This is a genomic window from Clostridium sp. KLE 1755, assembly GCF_000466465.2.
GTDB classification, from domain to species: Bacteria; Bacillota; Clostridia; order Lachnospirales; family Lachnospiraceae; genus Eisenbergiella; species Eisenbergiella porci.
The window spans coordinates 50266-71826 of record NZ_KE992736.1; the positions used below are offsets into that span (position 1 = coordinate 50266).

Below are 21561 nucleotides of genomic sequence, written 5' to 3' on the forward strand. Positions count from 1 at the left end.
GAAAGCAGCAGAAGACCATCTCATAACGGTCCTCTGCTGCCTTCGCTGTTATTTTCAATATAATTCCGGATTTCCTGTTCCTGATAGTGCAGGAAACTGCTCCACATATCAGCAAAAGCATCAAAATTCCTGTCCCTTAGTTTGTTTACAGCGTTTGTAACAGCGGAGCTGTATTCGTAGTCAAGCCCGTGTTCTTTTAACCGCTGCAATGTAATCGGGTACCCACAGGCCAGCAATTCTTTTACCTTGCAGTAACATTCACGAACCATGGCACAGGTACAATGTTCAATAATAAAAGTAAGATAAATATCAATAATAAGATAACTCTTTTTTTCGTCCTGGCTATGTAAAAGCTGCTGAACAAGCTGTGTCAGGGCATCCGCCGAAACTGCCTGCAGAGTAAAAACAGAAACAGCCCGGGCTGTCAGTGACAGAAACTGTAGGCTTTCCAAAAAGATTGCCAGAACACTTTGTATTTCAGGCCGTGTAAAATCAATTTTCTCTTCAGACATACAAACCAGAGTCCCTTTTCCGTGATAGGACTTTACAACACCTAAGTACGTCAGAATCCGCAGGGTTCTGCGTATGGTTGATACGGCAACGCCATATTGTTCTGCCATTTGCGGAAGGGAAGGCAAATAACTTCCTGGGGGATATTTCCCTCTGATAACCGTGATAATAATAGAGGCAGTGAGAGAATACCGTAACTGCGGACGATTTCTGTAAATATTCCATTCAAAGGGGATGGGGTTCTTTTGTATCTCAGGATATTCTGAACGCGCCTTTTTGAGGAAAGCAAAAAGTCTATCTGTGGCCTGTTCGTATTCTGCAATATATTCCTTTTTCAGAGAAGCTATAACTTCATCATTCGTCAATCCGCCTATTTCCTGGCGTATATCCTGTACATTCCGTTCTTCTGCTAAATATGGAAAACAGATATAGCGCACCATTTCCCAGTAGAGATTCAGCAAAAGCTTATTGTTGAGAGAAGATAGAACTACAATATAAAGTTCCACAGGCATGAATAACGTATCAGATACCGGTTGCATTAATTCCTGACGGAGCCGGTCAAAATCTTCATTCTTCCATTGCTGTAAAGCAGCTTCCCAGAGAGGCTCAATTAACAGAAGGCCGCCCATGCCCACATCTCGCAGGCCTTCTTCCCGGGGAAGAAAATACTGTGCAATATTTTTTTTGATTTTGGCAGGCCCTGCATTGTAAATAACCTTCGCAGCTCTGGCGGCTTCTATCCTGATGTATTTGTCTCGTTCCAGCTGAGCCAGTGCAGCGCGGACTGTTGGGATGGCCAGACGAAAGTGGGCACAGATTTTGGGCATAGACGGTAAAGAATCGTTATTTGCATAATAACCAAACCGGATTCTTACAGAAAAATAATCGTATACAAGTTTATAAAGTTCATTGCTGGCTTTCATTATTTCACCTCACTCAATTTTTATTCTATCATGTCCTTGGAGGGTACGCCACTGTTTTAGTTAGGTATTTTTTGAAAAATAAAGTATTTAAATAGTAGAAAAGATTGCACAGTCAGTCGTTGCATGCTAAAATGCAATTAGTATGTGAACAGAGATAGGCCTGATGACAAAGCATAAACTTGTACCGGATTCAATGGAAAAGAGAGCGGATATATGATTGTTTCGGGTACCCTGGCAGTGCAGTTGGAGGACGTCCAAAGAGGCCAGACAAATGCTGAAAATCGATGGAGGGAACGGTATGAAATACAAAAAGTATATCAGTCTGGGAATGATTTTTATTCTGCTTCTGCTGGATATGGGATGTCGGCCGCAGGCGGACGGTTCAAAACAGCCGGCCGCACAGAAAATAGAGATATCAATGATGTACCCCATGAAGCTCAGCCATTTTGAGGCATTGGTGGAGAAAGAATACCCGGAAATAGATTTACAGGTGGAAATGACAACTACCGCGACGATGAACGGGGACAGTGAGCGGCGTCTCAGAAAAGGACACGGCACGGATCTTGTAGTTACCACAATGCCCACGGGAGAGGTAAAGGATTACGTGATGGACGTAAGTGCGGAAGAATTCGCGACCAGTTATCAGGGAAGTGTTGCCAGCCCTGTAATGATTGAAGGCCAGACACGTTACCTTCCGCTTCCGGGACAGTATACGGGTTATATCCTTAATAAAACGTTAGCGGCAAAGCTGGGGAAAAAGCTGCCTGAGTCGAATGAGGATTTAACAGAGCTTTTCAGGGCAGGGAAAGCACAGGGAATAGGTATCGGAGAAGACGGGGTGATGTTTGGCCTTACTACGGTATCTGCCTCGTCCATCGGTTCTTATATTATAGGAACACAGGTCCCGGATTTCCTGGGTACGTCAGAGGGAATTAAATGGATGGCTGATTTTGAAGCCGGTACCGCCGGCTTCAGTGATGTATGGGACAGCAGTCTGGATCTGCTGCTTGAATGGGTCAGTGAGGGGTATCTGAATGCAGGTTCCCTGTCCCTTCAAACTAATAATGCCACGCCAATTGAAACAAGAATGCTGAATGGAACCTTGCTGCTGGCTCATGGAAACGTACAGCTGTTTACAAAAATAAGCAGCCACAGCAATGAATATGAATATACAATGCTGCCGTATTTAAGTGATAAAGGGAATTCCCCCTGGGTAACTTCCGAGCCTGACGGGTATGTTGGAATAAATAGCCTGCTGGAAGGGGAAGAAAACAAAGAAAAGCTGGATGCCTGTATCCATATTCTGGAGCTGCTGTCAACACAGGAAGGACAAGAGGCGTGGATGGAAGATACATCGGCATCCAATTCCTATTTATCAGATTTTGAATCGGGAGAGAGTGAAGTGGCAGAGGAAATTGCTGCCTGCATCAATGATGGTTATATTTATGACTTGCAGTTAACATCCAATATCATTCAGTATTTTGGAAAAAATATGGCCTTAGTACTGGATCAAAAAATGCAGTTGGAGGAAGCACTGGCAGCATTGGATGACTATTGCCGGAATGGTTCGGAGGAAGTGGATTATGACCAGTCCATCGTAGGGAGTGTGGCCGGTGATCTGATTTATGAAGATTATAATACGAGAAGAGAAGAAACCACGATTGGCAACCTCATTACAGATGCTGTAAAGGAATACAGCGGGGCCGATATTGCGGTTGTCAATGGAGGCGGAATCCGTGCCAGCTTATATAAAGGGGACATTTTGGGGGAGGAGCTGAATGCGGTGTGCCCGTATCCCAATAAGATAATCTTAGTGGAGGCTAAGGGATCGGTTATTGTGAGCATGCTGGAAAATGGTATTTCGCAGACCGTAAGGGAGGATACGCTTCCCGCCGGCCGTTTTCTTCAGGTATCGGGTTTATGTTATTCCTATAGACAGGCAGATGAAGAGCAGCCTTCAAAGCTGTTATCCGTTACGTTAGAGGATGGTTCCGCTTTGGAACCGGATGTATGGTATACCCTGGCCATTACCGATTATATGGCCGGGAGCGGAGGGTATATTGATAATAATGGGGATGGATTTACAATGCTGAATCTTTACAGTGATTCTTCGCCGAAAGCAGAAAATATAAAGCTTATCAGGGAGACAGGTGCAACATATGGCGATGCATTGAGGGAATATTTCCAAAATCATAAGGATGAACCGGTGAGTGTGGAGCTGGAAGGCCGCATTACGGTTGTAGGTGATAACGATGATTGAAGCAGTAAAAAAAATAAAAAATAACAGAGGATATGTTATTCTGTTTTTTATTGTCATGGCAATAGCCTGTGCATTTTCTTTTATGTGCTTAATTCATACTTCCTCCAAAGCTTCACAGAGAGCCGGCCTGGAGATGGATACCCTTTACCTGAAGGAGTTGACAACTCAGACAATCGGACATTTTCAGACCGGGATCAGCAGCCATTTTTCCCAGTTAAGGACCTCGGCTGCATCAATCAAAGAGGAGGATCTTATAAACGAGGATACTTTAGCCGCATATTTTAAGAGAATACAGGAGTATAACAACTTTAATTTTTTTGCATTGGTGGATGAAGAAGGCAGATATTATTGTGTTGAGGGCGTTTTTCCGGCGGCCTCCAAAATCCGGTTTCTGGGACTTTTACTGGAGGGACAGAAGGATCTGATTTCTTATAACGAAACCATCCTGGGTGAGGACATGATTTTGCTTGGGGAGCCTATTGAGCCTGTTTATTTCAGAGGAAAAAAGATGGTTGCCGTTTTGGCGGGAATGGATATCAACGTTCTTAATGACCAGCTTGCCCTGAAAAGAGAAGATGCGAAAACTTACTCCAGCATGATTGAAAGCAGCGGGAAATATATTGTAAATAACAGCTATAACAGTGAGCTTTCTAAAAGCACAAATGTACTTTCAAAGCTTGAAAAATATGCTGTTTTTTTGCCGGGGTATTCTCTGGAGGAGGTCAGGGAGGATTTAAAAAAGGGGGAAGCCGGCCTTGCCGCATACTCAGTGGAGGGACAAAATCAGTACATGTACTATGCTCCCATTCAGGGAACAGACTGGTATCTGCTGACAATCATACCTTACGAGGTGGTTAACTCCATAATCAATGTACTTATCAGCAGTCTTAACAGAAATGTATTTATCATGATGATATTTATATTAGGGCTGCTATCTTGTTTGTTCCTGTTTTTTTATACACACATGAATAAAGATGAAAAAAAACTTCGCATTGCCAAGGAGGCGGCGCAGAAAGCACGTATTAAAGCGGAGAATGCCAATCGGGCAAAGAGCGAATTCTTAAGCCGCATGAGCCATGAGATCAGAACGCCCATGAATGGGATTATTGGAATGGGTACAATTGCCAGGCAGAATCTTGATAATCCGGCCAAGGTTGAGGAATGTCTGAAAAAGCAGGCATTGTCATCACAGCATTTATTGGATTTGATTAATGATGTCCTGGATATGTCTAAAATAGAAAGCGGCAGAATTGAACTGAGAAATTCACCCTTTAATTTCAGGGCTGCGCTGGAAGGGCTTGTAAATATATATTATGCGCAGGCCAGGACGAAAGGAATTGAATTTGAAACTATTTTAGCCGGAAAGATTTATGAACGGCTGATGGGAGATTCCCTGCGTCTGAATCAGATCATTTCTAATTTGCTTTCAAACGCAATGAAGTTTACACCGCCGGGTGGCTCAGTTTGTTTAAAAGTAGTATGTGTTGATGAAAAAGAGGATGAGGTGGTTCTGCGGTTTGAAGTCAGTGATACCGGCTGTGGGATTGCGGAGGAGAATTACGAGAAAATCTTTGAATCTTTTGAACAGGAAAACTCTGATGTGACGAGTGTTTATGGAGGGACAGGCCTTGGCCTTGCAATTGTCAAACGTTTTGCAGAGCTTATGGGCGGCAGGGTCTGGATCCGCAGCCAGCTGGGCAGCGGCAGTACCTTTTTTGTGGAATTACCTATACGGAAAACAGGAGAGCAGCCGGAAATCCCGGAATTTTCGGATATGAAGGTGCTGGTAATAGATGATAATAAGGAAAACGGTGACTATGCTTCAGCCCTGCTGGAACGGGTTCATGCACGTGCCAATTGGGTAAATAACGGCCTGGATGCCATATCTGCGGCAGAAGCTGCGTACAGGAAGGGCGAAGGGTATGATATATGTCTGATAGACTGGAAAATGCCCGGTATAAACGGCGTGGAAACGGCGATTCGTATTCGGGAACGGCTTGGGGAGGCAGCGCCTGTACTGATGCTTACCGCATATGACGAAACTGAAGTGGAGGGTGACGTTTCCCGGGCGGGTATAGCATATATTATTACAAAGCCTTTATTCCTTTCAACCATAGCAGAAGGCTTTTCAGCTTTTGGAAAGGCACAGCCAGTACCGGACGCGCTGCACTGTCCATCCGTATTCGATTTCCAGGGACAGCATATTCTGTTGGCGGAGGACAACGAAATTAATTGTGAGATTGCATGTGAACTGCTTGCTGCTACGGGTGCTGTGACAGCGACGGCCCGGAATGGGGAAGAAGCGGTTTCGCTTTTTGAAAAATCATCTCCGGGGGATTTCGCTTTGATTTTGATGGATGTGCAGATGCCGGTAATGGATGGTTATGAAGCGACAAGACGGATTCGCGGACTGAACAGAGAGGATGCCAAATCAATACCTATCTTTGCCATGACAGCCAATGCTTTTGCAGAGGATGAGGAGAAAAGCCGTTTGGCCGGGATGGATTCGCATATTACGAAGCCGTTGGATGTAAAAATACTTTATTCACAAATTAATCTGTTTTTGACAAAACACCGTAAAAATACATAGTAAACGGCGGAGGCATTAGTTACAAGTGAAAAATTTAAAAGTATCGGAAAAGCTTATTATTTCATATGCATTGATCCTGGTGTTGCTTTCAGTCGGCAGCGTTTTGAGTATAATGAATCTGAGAAGTCTGGGAAAACAGATAGAAACCTTTTGTGACGGGCCTTTTATTGTCAATAATAGTGCCAATATTGTAAATACAAATTTTGAGAGGATGCAGAAGTAGGTTTATCGTGCAATTTCCAATTCGGATCTGGATATCAATGATGAAGCGATTACTGCCGCAAGGGAATCCGCATCTGTGATTAAGGAACAACTGCCTGTAATAGAGAAACATTTTCTTGGTGACAAGCAAATCATTGAGCGTTTGGATACCGCTTTTTCTGAGCTTGAACCAATGCGCGAATATGTCCTTACGCTGGCTGGGGCGAATAAGGGGGCGGAGGCCGCCGCCTATATGGAAAATAATAATATTCCCGTCATAGAAAAAGCGCAGACGGAATTGGATCTCCTCATACTCACAGTATTACGCGGCCGGTTGGCCAGCTAAAAAGGGCAGCCCATAATCTGGTGGAGGGCAGGCTTTCTGAGGTGCAGATTGAAAAGGCTTTTTGTTGTGTCCAGGGAAATACGGGGACTGGCGAATCAGGCGACAGCCGCTTCAAAAAGCACGGCATCTTTAATTGAAAAATCATTTAAAACCATTGAAAACGGGAAGAATATAGCGAATAAAACGGCAGATTCATTATCAGAGGTTGTAGAAGGTGTGGAGCGGGTGACAGGGTCACTTAATTCTATTACAGCCGCATCTGTAAGGCAGGCCGGAGCGATCAGCCAGATTATGCTAAATGTGAATGAGATCTCCGGTGTTGTACAGACAAATTCAGCAACGGCGGAGGAAAGCGCGGCTGCAAGCGAAGAACTATCGTCACAGGCATTGCTCCTGCATCATCTGTCAGAACAATTCAAATAGAAGGAGCTGCCGGAGAATCGTTATCGGGCTGTCCTGAAAACGTAATTCAACGAGAAACTATAAACAAGCATTCTGAATAAGCTCGCTTTTTGGCGGGCTTATTTACTTGCTTATGAAAAAAACAAGAAGGATGTTATTTCAGCTGAATAATTACATCCATCCCTGATTTTTCTAATGCATGAAGAGTTCTCCTGATTAACTTTTCTTGATTGATAACAGAGTAGTAATCAGCTCCCAGGTCATGATAAGAAACTTTTTCTTTTAGTATATGATAGATAGCGGCTAACATGGTATGTGCAACTGCTATCAAAGCCCTTTTTCCACCTCTGCGTGCAGCGATTCTTTGATAACGGAGTAGAGATAACTTTGTTTGTTTCGTATGGCAGCACGGGCACATTCCACCAGTGTTGCTTTCAAATATTTATTCCCTTTCCGTATCTGCGTACTCATCTTTTTCCCAGCGCTTTCCTTACATTCTGGCACAAGCTCCGCCTATGAGCTGAAAACCTTCTGCTGGTTCACTTAAAACAACCGGATCTGTTTCTCCAGATATGATTGCCTTTAAAATTGCCATACCGCTTTTTCCGCTGATATCGGTAATCACACTGCCCGGCTTAACATTACAACCTTCCAACACAGCCTGAATTCGGTTTAATTCACGGGAGCGTTCTTCAGTTATTTCCTGGCGGTAACGGGTTATCTCCCGCAGTTTTCTTTGTTCCCGGTTTGTTATGTAATTTGCTTTTACTAACCCATGGCGTACCAGATCAGCAATCCACTCTGCATCCTTCACATTCCTCCTTCGCATAAGCCGATGCAGCTCCTTGCTTAATTGTTGGCTGTCCTGCGTCCTCATCAAAACCCGATGGAAACAAAAAGTGGTACACCTAAGGAGCTGAAAATCAGTCTGTCGCACGGGCTTGGAAGCACCAATCCCCTTCCGACCTTACTCGGCACCTTTAGTATACCACTACTCAGAGTATAGCCAGTATCCAGTTTTCATTTATTGTAGTGAGATTTTCTCATGATGATCTGTCGGAAAATAGCAGTCCCTTTGTTTGCCGTTAAGAAGGACTTTATGACTGTAATTCCCGAATCAGTTCTTTTATCCGGGATATAATTTTTATCCGGCCGATTCCGGTATAGCCGGCTCGTTCCGCAATGTGCAGCAGATGCTCATGACAGAACAGAACAATATCAGGCTCTGAAACTTCAAAAACAGCAAAGGGAGCCGTTGTATGGACAAGGAGCGCTCTCTGCCGTTCCCTGACCATTAAGGTCCCCTCATTGGATACAGAATCAGGGAGCGGGATAAAATGATAATTCTCACAGGTTTCAAGGAGCCTCAGAATGTTCTGCAGGTGCAGAATATAGAGGTCAGGAGTATAAAAAACAGGGTTTGTTTCTCCGCCGAGGGACAGAATAACAGGAATCTTTCCCTGACGTATTGTTTCAACATCAGGCAGGCGGACGATGTCTATCAGACCATATTTTTCCCACTTCTTTTCAATTAATGCCATTTCCTGCTGATACAGGGCACTGAGCTTTTTCAGATTGGGTTCCTTTATTCTGCCATAACAATATTCTACCAATTCAGGAGGTGCTGTTTCAGCGGAGAGTGAAGAAACCCTTTGGATGCGGGCCCCGTTATCTGTCAGGAAGCGGGTAAAGCAGCGCATTAAATCCTCCGGAACCGTGTGGGTATGCAGCATCGGCTGGCAGAGCGCTAAAAGATCTTCAAATTCTGCGGCATAAGCCTGGGAAAGCCGCCAGTCGGTAGTCAGGAAGGAAGCGTGGACGGAAGTTATTCCTGCGGAGGAATTGGAGGTTAAAGCGATTTCGCCAGGCATGATCATAAGCGTCCGCCTGTGCATGTTATCCCGCATCCGGGGATAGTAATAAGCTGACACCTTGCCGGTCATATATAGAGGAAACCAGCGAAGCAGGGAATCAAAAGCCTGCTCCACCCAGGTGGTTGGAGGGATGACCTGGATAATCTGAAACCCACGGTTTATCAGCTCCATGATCCAGTTTTGCAGTAACCCTGCATAACCGTATTCCTCCGTAATCCAGTTGTCTGATTCATCTGCGAAAATAAGTACATCACCAGGTTCCTCCAGAGAAAGCAGATGAAGATAAAATGCACGCGCAGCCGCCCTTTTGCCTTCATTTCCATAGTATACTGAATTCTCTGTGCCAAGCCGGCATGACTCCTGGGCAGGAGGTGTGCTTACTGATTCCAGGTTGAACGATTCAAAAGTACGCATAAAGTGTCCAACTTCATCTGCTTCCCCACAGAGCCAGTAAAAAAGGATATCTGCAAGCTGTTCCTTTTTCATGGTGTAGGCCTGTCTGATGCCCAGCATTTCCGAAAGGGCCTGACGCTGATACTCTGTGTTGCTCCGTTTGGAAAAGTATTGTGACATAACCTTGATATGCTCACGGTTTCTGGGAAGCCGCCGGTTTCCCCGCCGGAGCCGGCTGATCAGGGAGGGATCGACCTGAAGCTCCTGTGAGAGCATACGGTTGGAAACCTGAGTCAGATCCATTAGAAAGGTTAGTTTTTCGTAAAACTGCATGACTTTACCTCCTTTAATCCAAGTATACACTGATAATAAATTGAAAACAAGATAAGTGTCACATTTGATGACACAAAAATGGCAATGACAAATGAGTTTAGAACGTTGTTATTTTGCCAGTTTATAATTATACTAAAATAATAATCGTAATTATATAAATTATAGTTAATAGATAAGTGGTTAAATAGTGCGTTATATAGATAGCTGACGTAAATAAAATTATTTTTTGTTAATATTTTCTGCGGGAAACAGAGATGCTTTTATCTTTTAAGGGAAAAATGGGCATAGCTGTAAAGGGGTTGTACTATAAACCGGAAGTTTTTTGGCACTGTTTTTTACTGTTGGAAAACCGATTGATTGCCCATATTGGAAAAGCAGCTTTGTACAGGGGCTGTTTTTTTAGTTATGGGAAAAGATACCATATCCGGAAGCTGTGCTTGTAACGGCCAGGCTTCAGCAGGCAGGACAACGGTATCCTGATTTGGGAGGATAATACATATGAAAGAGAAAAAGAAAAGTCAGGTGACGGTTTCCGGGATTGTGGGAATTGTGTTGTGCATTGTTTTTATTCCTATCATAATAATCAATTTAATTTTGATTATAGGAAGCTACACAAGTCCCGAAGAAATACCGGGAGTGCTGGGGTTCAGGCCAGTTATCGTTCTTTCCGGCTCTATGGAGCCGGCGATTCAAACGGGGGATATGATACTTCTTCATAAGGCGGACAGCTCACAGCTGAAGGAAGGGGATGTGATTTGTTATCTTGTTTCCGGCAAAGCAATCACGCACCGCATTGTGGAAATTACAACAGGGGAGGATGGGCAGACCCGCTATATTACGCAGGGAGATGCCAACAATACGGCAGACCAGCAGGCGGTAACTGCAGATCAGATACAGGGAATCTGGAAGGGGATCCGTATAGGCGGCCTGGGGATTTTGTCATGTTCATGCAGAGCACTACTGGCATGATACTTTTTATCATTTGTCCCTTATTGCTTTTTATTCTCTGGGATATATGGCGCAGATGGCGTCTGGACAAAGCGGAGGCGGCGCGGACTGCCGAACTGGAGGCTGAGCTTGCCGCCCTGAAGGCCAACAAGGCGGAAGCAGACGCTGACAGCAGGGAAAAGGAGTAAACCAGAATGCACCCGTTCCTGTGCGGGCACAGAGCAGAGGGGCGTGTTTATACATAGCCAGGCAGAATGTCTGGGTGCAGAGTGCTGCAGGCACACGGGAACCGTGCCTGGATGAGGCCATACATGGTTCCCGAATAAAAGAGAAAGAAGGGACAGTAAATGATGAAAAAAAATCATGCAGCCCGACTGGGCGCCCTGGCACTGGCGCTGACACTGGTGTCTACCTGTTTGATGGGAGGGACGTTGGCTAAGTATACTACCACGGTTACAGGGACGGCTACGGCTACGGTGGCGAAGTGGGTATTCAATGCATATGATGCGACTGATAACACCAAACAGTTTAATGTTAAATTAACAGACACAGCATTGAATGGCAAGGTGACTGCGGGCAAGATTGCACCGGGGACTGATGGTAGCTTTACGATCGAAATAGATGCTACAGACAGTGAGGTTGCATTAGATTATATTATAGCTTTTTCTAATATTATTAATAAACCTAAAAATCTCAGCTTTTATAGTGACGAAGCGTTCAATACGAAAATTGAAAATTTAGTTGACTATTCTGGGTTAAACGGTTCTATTGGTAATGATGAAAAAGACAAAAAAACAGATACAAAAACTATATATTGGAAATGGCCATATGAGGGAAATGATGGAGCGAATGACAGTGATGATACATCGTCAGGTAAAACAGCCGGAGAGATGACATTTACGATTACGGTTACCGGAACGCAGCAGGAGCCAAGTAAAGCAGTAAATTCTTGACGGCTGTCGGTAAGATACTTCTGCCCTCTGTGCCAGGGCAGGATTTCCCGGGGCTTTCAGCCCCCGGGAAAGAACCCGCTGTTAAGCGGGTCCTTTCCCAGAGGCTGAATTGTCTGTTGCTCCATAAAAAAGGAGGAAACATAAACTATGTCACAACAGCAAGGGATAACACCTCCTTATCCGGAGGAAAAAGAAAATAAAAAAAAGAAACTCCGTTGGCTGCCGGTCCTTTTTTTGCTGACCTTTTTAACCTCCTGCATAGCAGGCTATATCCTTGGCAAAAATGCAGGATCAGTGCCCACTGGACAAATTATCGATACCATTCTTCTGAGTCCGGAAAAGGAACCGGAGAAAAAAACAGAGACGATTCTCCATCTGTCAGGCCAGGCTGTTTATAACAATGGTACCCCGGCGGCAGGGCGGACGATGGAACTGCACAGTACACCAATAAGGACCGTTACGGATGAAAACGGTTTTTTTCTGTTTCCTAATGTTGTGGAAGGCGAACACACGGTTTCCGTGTTGAATGAAGACGGTACGGTTGCGGCACAGAGGGCTATTTCCCTGAGCAGGGAAGACAGTATTGCAGGTGCGGACGTTGTCCTGCAGGACAGCGGTTCCTATGTGATCCAGCTGTCGGTGAATGTACGGCTGCTGGAAATCACGGTTGAATTGGATGGAGAAGAGCTGTATATCAATCCGGAAAGGCTCACCTGGGCTTCCTCCGACGGGATGGTAACTACGCCGGCGGGAACTGCTTCGGCAGCAGAACGCCCTATAGTAACGCCCTGTGGTAATGTCTGTCTTTCAGATGGAACTATCGTTTTTCCGGGTGGAAAAGAAATTCCGGTGGCGATTATTCTGCCGGATGATACCGTACTTTTTCCAAAAGAACTGACAACTCTTAATGAGGGTGCAAAGGTACAGCCGGACGGTGTTGTGATTCTGCCGGATGGCACGCAGATTTATCCGGGGGGAATTGTAGTAACCCCGGACGGTGAGAAAAAGGAAGCGGGCAGCAGCGGCCTGATTGTGGAGGACGGCACAGCGGTTCCTATCGGGGGCGGAGCTTCCCCGGCGCAGCCAGATGAAAGAACAGACGCTCCCAAAGCGGAAGAACCGGGATCAGAGGGGAAGATTACGGATAAGCCCCTTATACCCGGGGAACAGGAGGAAGAGCTTCCTTCTGACGGACAGGAAGTAAAACCTTCTCTGCCCGAAGAAAGCGGGGGAACAGCTGCACCGGGGACGGGAGGCACCGGAGAGGAAACCGGTGGAGAAGGTGCCGGTGAAAAAACGGAGCCTTCCGAAGAAACAGGCAGACTGACAGTGTCGGGACAGAAGGAAAGCGGTAAAGAATTTGTTGACTGGACGCAAAACAGTACCCTGGATCTTTTTTATGATCGGACTACGGGGATGCCCTATGAAAAAATTGCTCCAGGCACGAAGGGTTATTATCTGTTCCAACTGCAGAATTCAAGACAGGGGAATTTACATATTACGCTGACGCTGACAGAAGCAACCTCTCTTCACCTGCCACTTATTTTTACATTAACACCGCTGGACGGCGACGGCAATAAGCTGGAGGAAGATGCAGTTTCAGGCGGTTTGGCCAAGGATAAAAAGGAAATAACACTGGAAAACGCTGTTAATGGAAACGGAATTCAAAAATACCGTCTGGATTGGCAGTGGCCGCTGAATGGCAATGACGCGGAGGATACGGCGGCAGGCAATGCAGGAGGAACCTATATGCTTTCCCTTTCCATTCATGCCGAAGAAGAGAATTAGTATCTATGAAAAAGATTTTTTGCAGATTAGTACAGTGCGTGATCCTGTTGGCGCTCTGCCTTGTGATCCTCCTGAATCTTTGGCAGCTTACGTCTATGAAACTTACCGGACAGGAGCTTCCGACAATATTTGGCTGGTCGGATGCTGTTGTGTTGTCAGGAAGCATGGAACCTACCTTTTCTATAGGGGATCTGTTGGTTATACATGAAGAAAAAACATATCAATGCGGCGATATTATTACATTTTCGGATGGAGCATTTGTGACTACCCACCGTATTGTGGAGGAAACTGCGGAAGGATTTATTACCAGGGGCGATTACAATAATGTATCGGACCCGGAAGTGGTAACGCAGGAGCAAATCAGAGGGCGCGTGGTAAAAATCATTCCGAAGCTCGGTTCGGTATTTTTGTTTATGCGAACCCCGCTGGGGATAATGATTATTCTTATTGCAGGATTACTGCTGCTGTTCCTGCCGGAACGGCTGGGACGCCTGCTGAAGAAAGGAAAGAGGTGCATCAAATGAAAAAGCAATTGACATTCGGACGGATTGTCAGCTATCTTCTTTATCTTTCCCTTGTCTGTACGCTGATATTCGGTGTAACCTATGCGCGTTACAGCACGGAGGTGACCGGTGGTGCATCAGCGCAGACGGCAGCGGTGGCTTTAGGCAGTTCATTGGATTTGACGGAGGATTTAAAAGGTATGACGCCTGGTGATGCAAAACCTATATTTTTTTCAGTAAGTAATAAGAAGGATAGTACGGTGAGCGAAGTTGCTCAGGAATATACAATAACGCTCTTAACAACTGGAAATCTGCCATTGAAATTTAGCATTGCTCCTTCCGATAATATTGCTAACGAGCAAAAATACGTTACGGTGGAAGATGAACAGAACAAGTTTTGGAGCGGCGGACTGTTTCCTCCTGGAAAAGAGGAAACGCATAAATATACGTTAACAGTCATATGGCCAATAGGTGAAAATGACGCGATGTTTATGAATGAAATAGATGCTATTTCTTTACGCATTGATGCGTATCAGGTGGTACCTAAAGCTGTTACAGCGTCAAAATAAAGAGGAGGAAATCCATGAAAAGGGAAAACAATCCTGTTAGAAAAAAAAGCAGAAGACGGATTTCGGCAGGGAAAAAGAAAAATAAACGGACTCCCATCCTGACTGCGCTGCTTTTATTAATGGTTTGTGCTGCGACCTTTGGCGGATTTACAGTAGCCAGATATGCACTGAGTCAAACTGGTAAAAGCGGTCTGGCCAGTGCTGAAGAGTTTTATTTTACCAGCGATCTCCTTAAAGAAGAAGGGGCTAGTTATGATGTATATAATTGGGGGGACGGGATTCCTATCCAGCTGAAAAATTATGAAGATTCTTTGCGATATAATATGAAGGAGATTTCATATACGGTAACATGTGTACCAGAGTGTATGGTTACGGACAATGGAAATACAACAAATGGAAATAAAATTCTTGGAGGCAATGCTAATTCAATTGAAATTAAAGTTAAGCCAACAGATCTTACAAAAACCCAAATAACTGTAACTGTTGAAACATCATCTCCTTATAAAAAAACACTAAAGGCGACATTTACTGCAACCGGTAAGTTACAGCCAAAATATCAAATTACGGATTCCTCAGGAGAACCAACGGCTGAACTAATTTTAACAGGAGGCGCTGAAAAAAGTACTATAACATTAAGTTGGGATAATACTAAGATTATGCCGGATAGAACAAATAAATATCTAAGTTTTGGTAGTACTAATTCCACTTGTACAATTACGACAGAAGCCAGCGCCAGCTATCGTATTCTGCTTTTTAAAACAAATCCTGACATGAACTATAGTAAGCAGAGCAGAGATATTATGGGATTGGGAGTTGCGCTGAATTAATCTAATGGGGAGGAAATTTTGATGAATAATACAACCGGAAAATGGATGCGTATACTCAGTATTTTTTTGACAGTGTTGATTATCAGTACGGGGATGGCAGAACGTCTTATTACTGTTGTGGCAGCTGAAATCAATACTGAAGGAGAACCTGTCAGTACGATGTCAACGGACGTTAGTCCTGATACAGAAAACGTTGAAATACCAGCTGTTGAAGAAAATGTTGGCTCCGATATAGAAGAAGCTGATTCATCTTCAGAGAATGAAAGTAACAGTAATAAACAGCCAGCGGAGGAAGAACCATCCGGTGAAGCTTCAACAATACCAACAGAGACTGCCGATATAATGGAATCTAGTGAAGAAGTTACAAGCACTGAAGAAACAATCTCCATAGAGGAAACAGAATCGGCCTTCATTGAAGAGACTGAAACAACGGAATCCGTAAGCATGGAAACGGAAACAGAGATATCTGTTTCGGAAAATTCTATTAGAGTGCAAAAATCTGCGTTATTAACGGAAAAGGTTCAGGGAGAACCCTGCCTTGAAGTAATACTTGTTAAAGAAGATGAAAGTAACTCAATTTCACTCGTATCCTCTGATGAAAATGACGTGATTGCAGAAGATTGGGCTTATGACGAAATAAGAACCTTGAAGATCCAGGGGGACTTTACAAATACAGAAGGAATCAAAAAAATAGAAATAGAAATGCCGGCGGGAATGATTTTTGTCAAGGAAGGATATACAACGGAAGGCACAGGCATTGCCTTATGCACCTATAATTCTTGCAGTTTGCCAGAAGGGTATGAAAGCACTTCTGCGGGTGGAATTCTTTCGTATGAGATAGCCAATTCAGCAGAAAAAGTCGATATTAAAATCTCCGTTCAATACGATGAGAGTTTATGGAATAAACAGGCTGGAGCTGATATTACAGGTGATGCTACAGCGATAACTGTCAAAATGACGGCGGGAGATAAAGAAGTAATAAAGGTATTAAATAAAGTTCATACTTCCACCTCTGACAGCGGATATGAAGTGGCTGCGTTAGAAGGAACAAAACCGGAAGTCATTAATCCGGGTGAAGCCCCGGTTATGATGGGAGAACATGGAATTACCCTTCATCGAAAGAAGAATCCGGATACTACGCCGAATCAATATTGGAAGTCATTTTGTCTGACGCAGGAATTGCCTTACCGTTTGGACGAACAAGAAGCAAAAGTATATGCAAAATATAATGGGGAAGAAGTACAATGTATACCTGAGGGAGGTACAGTTGTATATAATGAGGAGCAACATACCGTTAGTATAACATGGAATAATATTAGTTTCACAAATAGGGAGCCAGGCATAAACCCGGGCTATATTTTTTCTCCCACTCTTTTTAAGGAAGGGGATACTGTAATCTATCCGCAGCCGGAAGCCACCGCTGTTGATTGGAATGGAAATGAAATCAGGATTCAAGCGGACAGGGAAGCCGATCAGTTTGTTTTAGCCCAAGCCGGCGTTTTTTCTTTGAATGAAAACAGTAAATTGACGGCGGCTGTTTATGACAGCCAGAATCAAAGCGTTTCTTTGCGCTCCGGGAGTGATACTGTGCTTGCTGTCTCCGAAGAGTGGGGTTATTCCGAGTTTAGAACTCTCAGGGTGGACTTTGATTTTACCGGGACAACGGGAGAAAAGGATATAGAGGTTTCCATTCCGATTGGTCTGATTTATAATACGCAGTCAAAAGGATATCCAACGGAAGCAACGGATCCTGAGAGAATCGCCAGCTGCACCTTTATACCAAGGGATTACACTGAAATAGAGAACAATAATAATAAGCTTAAAAATAAGGGCGGCGTTCTCAAGTATGTTTTAAAGCAGGAAAAAGGGAGTTTGGAAATTGCAATAGGCTATGATGAACAGCTGTGGAATAAGAAGCCGGACGAAAGTATTACCGGTGATACGGTGAAGGCAGTAACGGTGACCTCGAAGTGTTTGAATGAAAGCTGCATCCTGGATCAAATAAAAAGCTGTAAGACAGATTCAGATAAAAATGCGAAAAAGAATTATTATTGTTACTATAACAGCGAACCAAATTTGGCTTTTGCCAAGCCTTTGGAGAAAGAAATTTATGTGGGAAAACATTATGTTTACAGCGGACGGCTGCATGATCTGAATGCTACGCCTAACTTGTTTTGGAAGGAACTGCGGCTGATACAGGAGGATCCGTATATAATAGTAGGCGAGGAAAAGAGATATGCTGAATATGTTTCTTTTCAGAATTCGGCATCCGTCAGTGAACTGACGGCGGGTGCGAAAGTAGTGCGTGATGATACGAATCATACGACTACATTAATTTATGAAAATGCTTTTTTTTCCTATTCGCAGCCTTTCATCAACGGGAGATATAAATTTCCCTCCGGACAAGACGCTTTTTCGGTGGGCGACATAATTACATATCCGAAACCTAAAATATGGGTGCAGGGGCTTTACGGAGAAAAGTATGAGTGGACTCAAAATGTGGCAGGAGACGTTACCTTTACACTCGGCAATACGGATGCGATGGTCATAGATGAAAAGGGAGTGGAGACATATCAGAATTTCCCGATGAAAGCATATCCCGGGGTTACATATCCGGTTGCCGAATTTGAAGTTGGGAATCAGGGAGCAACGGATTCCGGCGAAAAAACGGTAACATATATGATTCAGGGCGGCCAGGGGCTGGGGGTGACAACCTTCAGGCTTGTGATGCCCAAAAAAGAGAATTGTGTGCTTAATAACGAGGATAAAATTGAAGTTTCCTATGCCTGTATGGATGAGAACGGTAATGATGTTGCTTACAAGGGGACGGCCTATTTGATTCCGGGGGCGTATGACGAAAGCGGTGTGATTCTATTCCGCGATGCTACTATGACAGAAAAGGGATATTATTTCAAAACGGTTACTTATCAGGTAAAAAAATTTGAAACCCAGAAAATATTTTATAATAGTTCCTCGCCCGGTTCCTCCGGCGGCATGGTTTATGGCCAATTAACCAGTACCGGGACGCTTACGGAGAATCAGAAACTGCTTGATGTGACCCTTGAGATTAAGAATACGGAAGAAATAGCGGCCACCTCCTCGATAGTTTCTAAAACCTATTCTGTTTTTGCAAAGGGAGGTGACAACTATGTTACCATGGGACTGGTGGATAAAACGCCTCTCCCGGAAGGAAATTCCATATCGGCAGGCGGAACCATAAAAGTTGAGGCTGAGTTAGGCATGAGCAGCTATCCTTACTCTAGTACAACAGCGATTCAAGAACCTGTTTATTATCTGCGTCTTCCCAAAGGTGAATTGTCACTGATTGAGAGCTCTGTTTCAGTGAATATTTCCGGGATTTCGCCTGTTATACAGAGTTCCCATGAAGAAAGCGGGTATCAGATTATTCCAATTACTCTTTCCGGGGCTCAGGTACTGATCGGCTATTATGATGAACAGCTTAGTAAGAATGGAATTGACGGTAAGGGAACCATAAAACTATCTTTTACGCTTAAGGCGGCGTCTAATTTGTCATCGATCAGACGCTATAATCTGCGGGATTTAGTTTTGGTTTCTGCCAAGGATGCGATGCTGAAAACACAGTCAGGAGGATGGAGCATATATAATTGTAATACTACGCTTGAAAATGATTCATTTAGCAAATCAAAGACATATATGTCGTACTCCTCAAGTCCTGAGATTCAAACAGCATTCACTGTTGCCGCAGCGGCGCCGATGATAAAATTTGGGGCAGAGATAAAAGGAGAGCAGGACAGCGAGTTCAGCAAAGAGTATACATTTATCGGTGATAAAGGGACGCTGGATTATCGGATTTCATTTGCCAATCAGGACTCAGGCTATGTTGATGCAGAGAAGTTTTTTTACATTATAGAATTACCCCAAAAGGGGGCTGCACTGTCAGAAAAGAGCGGGGGCAAGATGGCTGACTTTTCATTTTCGTTGAAAGGGCAGGTAACGCTGAAAAGTTCTTCAGACAAATATGAGGTAAGATACAGCACGGATGCAGACAGCAGCAAGTATAATAATGGACGTGCGGATTTTTCAACTGAGGGTGGTTACGCTGAATTTATAAACGAGAGTGAGGTCAATGATTGGAGTAAGGTGCGCTGCATTAAAGTTATAGTCAGGGAAATGGAAGGAGAGCGTAAAATTTTACCGGGAGAAAAATGTGCGCTAACGTTAAAACTGGATTGGAATGCGGAAAACGCAGCGGATGACGGAAGCTTTGAGTGGATGTCTTACGGTATGCAGAGATATGTGCTTGGAGAAAGATCTTCGGAAGGCTATACCCAGGCGAATGGGGTGACATTTTCCATACACCCTTACAAAATCGAAAAAACGGTTACATTAACGGGAGTTGTTGAAGGGAAAACGCCGGAGGGTGCCGTAAAGGAAATGAAGCTTATGGTTCCCAGCTACAGCACAGATATGGACTTAAAGCTGGCGCGGGTGACTGTAGAAGGCGTAGAAGGAAATAAGTTTGAGCTAGTAAGTACGGAAGAACTCGGGAATCATATGAAGGATTCCAGCGGCTGGGGAGATCAACACTTCTGCCTGAACGCTCAGCTGGGGAGTGGTACGGCACAGGATATATTGGAGCCGGCTGCAGAACAGGGAAGCCTGGTAAGCCTTGGAAACATACCACACGATGCAAGCGAAGGAACGCCTCTGTCGATTGCCTTATCCTGTACCATAGCATTATCTACTAACTCAAATGTGGGGAAGGTGACCGCGGTGTTTGAAACGGATGAGGCAGAAGGAAAAAAGGTCGAAATTACTGTGGTTATAAACATCCGAACGGTTGGGAAAACCATGGCTGACGGAGATATCAGCGCCAAAACCGGATGGGGGAAAAAATTTGCAGGTGTAGATGTGGGCCAATCCGACTCGCTGATCACCTCTGACAGTGCCATAAGTGTTGAATTCGATATCTTTAACTATTTGCAGCAGTATTATGAAATGCCTTATATAGAAGGAACATTTTCGAAGGACTTGAATATCATTATGGCCAATATTACGGAAAGCACGAAGCCGGACTATTACTTTTATAAAGTCGGAAATGAGACGACAACAAAAATAGAGCTGAGCTCCTTCTTAAATTTGAGCGATGGGAGCAGTCCGTTTGAACTGGGTTCACTTGGGATGGATAGTAAACTTGTGTTTGTAATAGATTATGCGCAGACCGAGAGCACGCCCTCGAGTGACTGTAAGCTAAAACTTGTATATCCTGTAAAGGCAGAGAATTCCTCCGCATCGGGTGCTTTTATGAGTGAGGAAGTTATGTGGCGTACCTCGAGCAGAAGAACGTTTATGATATCCTCTTCATCCAATGAGATACAAATGGAAAGCAAAGGGACGCTTCAGCTTCCGGTAACCATAAAAAGTGAGTCGCTTACCGGAAACGATACTTTTCATAAAAATGATTTTATCACCATTGCTTTTATGCTTTATGATGCTGAGGGAAAGACATTAAACTATCCGGCAGGTGCCTCTTTTCAATACGATGGAAAGAGATATGATACGGTGGAGAACAAAGGTCTGATTCCGGTAGCGCAGGTAAATACAATCGAGAAAGAGATCGCGGCCACCCTGTCAATGGACAAATGGGGGATAAAAGAGGGTACTTATTCAATAAAAGCCCAGGTTTACTGTTCGCCTCTGGAGGGGAGCATTGCACCCGGCGATCCGGAGACTGAGAAGGCGTTTTCATTAACAGTCGTGAAGGATAAAGACGAGAGTTACGGATTTAAGATAGCACAGACGCCTGAGAACAGCAGCCGTATTGTGAGTCAGGGAGCCAAACTTAGCTTTCATTTACAGGCAGCGGCCGGGATACAGAATCCAGAATTTGAGATACAGCTATATTCCAAAAAGGGGCAGGACTATGAATTGTGGAAAGGGGGAGCCATAGCTTATCAAATCACGGAGAGCGGATCGGAAAGAAGCGCTGAGGTTACAATGCCGTCAGCTTTGGCCCCCGGCACCTACCGAATCCTTTTTACTATGAAAATAGGGGAAGAGAGGTATCAGGTTCCATATAACATTATCATACAATAGTTTTTAACAGAAGGTGTTGCATTTTTTCTCAGATCAGGTGATAGCGCGCAAGCAGGTTTTCCA

General features: G+C 44.3%; 18 protein-coding genes. 13 read left to right on the top strand and 5 right to left on the bottom strand.

The features are described from left to right. Nucleotides 1–20 precede the first annotated feature (20 nt). Nucleotides 21–1433, bottom strand: a complete 1413-nt coding sequence (locus HMPREF1548_RS18080) for a GntR family transcriptional regulator (RefSeq protein WP_021637864.1) — start codon at nucleotides 1431–1433, stop codon at nucleotides 21–23. 298 nt (nucleotides 1434–1731) lie between these two features. Between HMPREF1548_RS18080 and HMPREF1548_RS18085 the strand changes: the two genes are divergently transcribed. The 5 genes from HMPREF1548_RS18085 to HMPREF1548_RS30615 all read left to right on the top strand — a co-directional run bounded on the left by HMPREF1548_RS18085 (nucleotide 1732) and on the right by HMPREF1548_RS30615 (nucleotide 7253). Further along, complete coding sequence (locus tag HMPREF1548_RS18085) at nucleotides 1732–3693, top strand: 5'-nucleotidase C-terminal domain-containing protein (protein ID WP_198168648.1); 1962 nt, start codon at nucleotides 1732–1734, stop codon at nucleotides 3691–3693. Continuing rightward, nucleotides 3686–6283 carry a response regulator gene (locus HMPREF1548_RS18090; protein ID WP_021637866.1) on the top strand — a complete coding sequence of 866 codons (2598 nt, stop codon included), beginning with the start codon at nucleotides 3686–3688 and terminating at the stop codon, nucleotides 6281–6283. The genes HMPREF1548_RS18085 and HMPREF1548_RS18090 overlap by 8 nt, the downstream gene beginning before the upstream one ends. A 25-nt stretch (nucleotides 6284–6308) precedes the next feature. Next, nucleotides 6309–6506: a CHASE3 domain-containing protein gene (locus HMPREF1548_RS30605; RefSeq protein WP_021637867.1), complete on the top strand. Its 198-nt coding sequence runs from the start codon at nucleotides 6309–6311 to the stop codon at nucleotides 6504–6506. A gap of 75 nt (nucleotides 6507–6581) precedes the next feature. Then, nucleotides 6582–6830: a hypothetical protein gene (locus HMPREF1548_RS30610; RefSeq protein WP_021637868.1), complete on the top strand. Its 249-nt coding sequence runs from the start codon at nucleotides 6582–6584 to the stop codon at nucleotides 6828–6830. Between the two features lie 48 nt (nucleotides 6831–6878). Then, a complete protein-coding gene (locus HMPREF1548_RS30615) occupies nucleotides 6879–7253 on the top strand; it encodes a methyl-accepting chemotaxis protein (protein WP_021637869.1) in 375 nt (124 codons plus the stop codon). Nucleotides 7254–7386: 133 nt separating this feature from the next. Here HMPREF1548_RS30615 and HMPREF1548_RS29595 read toward each other — a convergent pair whose 3' ends face one another. The 4 genes from HMPREF1548_RS29595 to HMPREF1548_RS18115 form a co-directional block, all read right to left on the bottom strand. Further along, nucleotides 7387–7563 carry a hypothetical protein gene (locus HMPREF1548_RS29595; protein WP_157065708.1) on the bottom strand — a complete coding sequence of 59 codons (177 nt, stop codon included), beginning with the start codon at nucleotides 7561–7563 and terminating at the stop codon, nucleotides 7387–7389. Then, nucleotides 7560–7703, bottom strand: coding sequence for a hypothetical protein (locus HMPREF1548_RS30925; RefSeq protein WP_180998314.1), 144 nt, complete (start codon nucleotides 7701–7703; stop codon nucleotides 7560–7562). Before HMPREF1548_RS30925 ends, HMPREF1548_RS29595 begins: the two co-directional genes overlap by 4 nt. A gap of 19 nt (nucleotides 7704–7722) precedes the next feature. Further along, the gene (locus HMPREF1548_RS18110) at nucleotides 7723–8046 is read right to left on the bottom strand and encodes an IS110 family transposase (RefSeq protein ID WP_180998313.1); all 324 of its coding nucleotides are present in this window, start codon (nucleotides 8044–8046) and stop codon (nucleotides 7723–7725) included. Nucleotides 8047–8329: 283 nt separating this feature from the next. Next, nucleotides 8330–9832: a hypothetical protein gene (locus HMPREF1548_RS18115; RefSeq protein WP_021637873.1), complete on the bottom strand. Its 1503-nt coding sequence runs from the start codon at nucleotides 9830–9832 to the stop codon at nucleotides 8330–8332. 498 nt (nucleotides 9833–10330) lie between these two features. Here HMPREF1548_RS18115 and HMPREF1548_RS18125 point away from each other — a divergent pair, with 498 nt between their 5' ends. From HMPREF1548_RS18125 to HMPREF1548_RS18155, 8 genes are all read left to right on the top strand, one after another. Then, a complete protein-coding gene (locus HMPREF1548_RS18125) occupies nucleotides 10331–10801 on the top strand; it encodes a signal peptidase I (protein ID WP_021637874.1) in 471 nt (156 codons plus the stop codon). Then, entirely contained in the window at nucleotides 10798–10968 is a 171-nt protein-coding gene (locus HMPREF1548_RS30930; RefSeq protein ID WP_021637875.1) for a hypothetical protein, read from the top strand. Before HMPREF1548_RS18125 ends, HMPREF1548_RS30930 begins: the two co-directional genes overlap by 4 nt. Nucleotides 10969–11127: 159 nt before the next feature. Next, a complete protein-coding gene (locus HMPREF1548_RS18130; protein ID WP_021637876.1) occupies nucleotides 11128–11733 on the top strand; it encodes a hypothetical protein in 606 nt (201 codons plus the stop codon). Between the two features lie 147 nt (nucleotides 11734–11880). Further along, complete coding sequence (locus tag HMPREF1548_RS18135) at nucleotides 11881–13521, top strand: carboxypeptidase-like regulatory domain-containing protein (protein WP_021637878.1); 1641 nt, start codon at nucleotides 11881–11883, stop codon at nucleotides 13519–13521. Nucleotides 13522–13526: 5 nt separating this feature from the next. Beyond that, nucleotides 13527–14045 carry a signal peptidase I gene (locus HMPREF1548_RS18140; protein WP_021637879.1) on the top strand — a complete coding sequence of 173 codons (519 nt, stop codon included), beginning with the start codon at nucleotides 13527–13529 and terminating at the stop codon, nucleotides 14043–14045. Beyond that, the gene (locus tag HMPREF1548_RS18145) at nucleotides 14042–14593 is read left to right on the top strand and encodes a hypothetical protein (RefSeq protein WP_021637880.1); all 552 of its coding nucleotides are present in this window, start codon (nucleotides 14042–14044) and stop codon (nucleotides 14591–14593) included. Before HMPREF1548_RS18140 ends, HMPREF1548_RS18145 begins: the two co-directional genes overlap by 4 nt. Before the next feature lie 14 nt (nucleotides 14594–14607). Then, nucleotides 14608–15420 carry a hypothetical protein gene (locus tag HMPREF1548_RS18150; RefSeq protein WP_021637881.1) on the top strand — a complete coding sequence of 271 codons (813 nt, stop codon included), beginning with the start codon at nucleotides 14608–14610 and terminating at the stop codon, nucleotides 15418–15420. 21 nt (nucleotides 15421–15441) lie between these two features. Then, a complete protein-coding gene (locus HMPREF1548_RS18155; RefSeq protein WP_021637882.1) occupies nucleotides 15442–21498 on the top strand; it encodes a hypothetical protein in 6057 nt (2018 codons plus the stop codon). Nucleotides 21499–21561 lie beyond the last annotated feature (63 nt).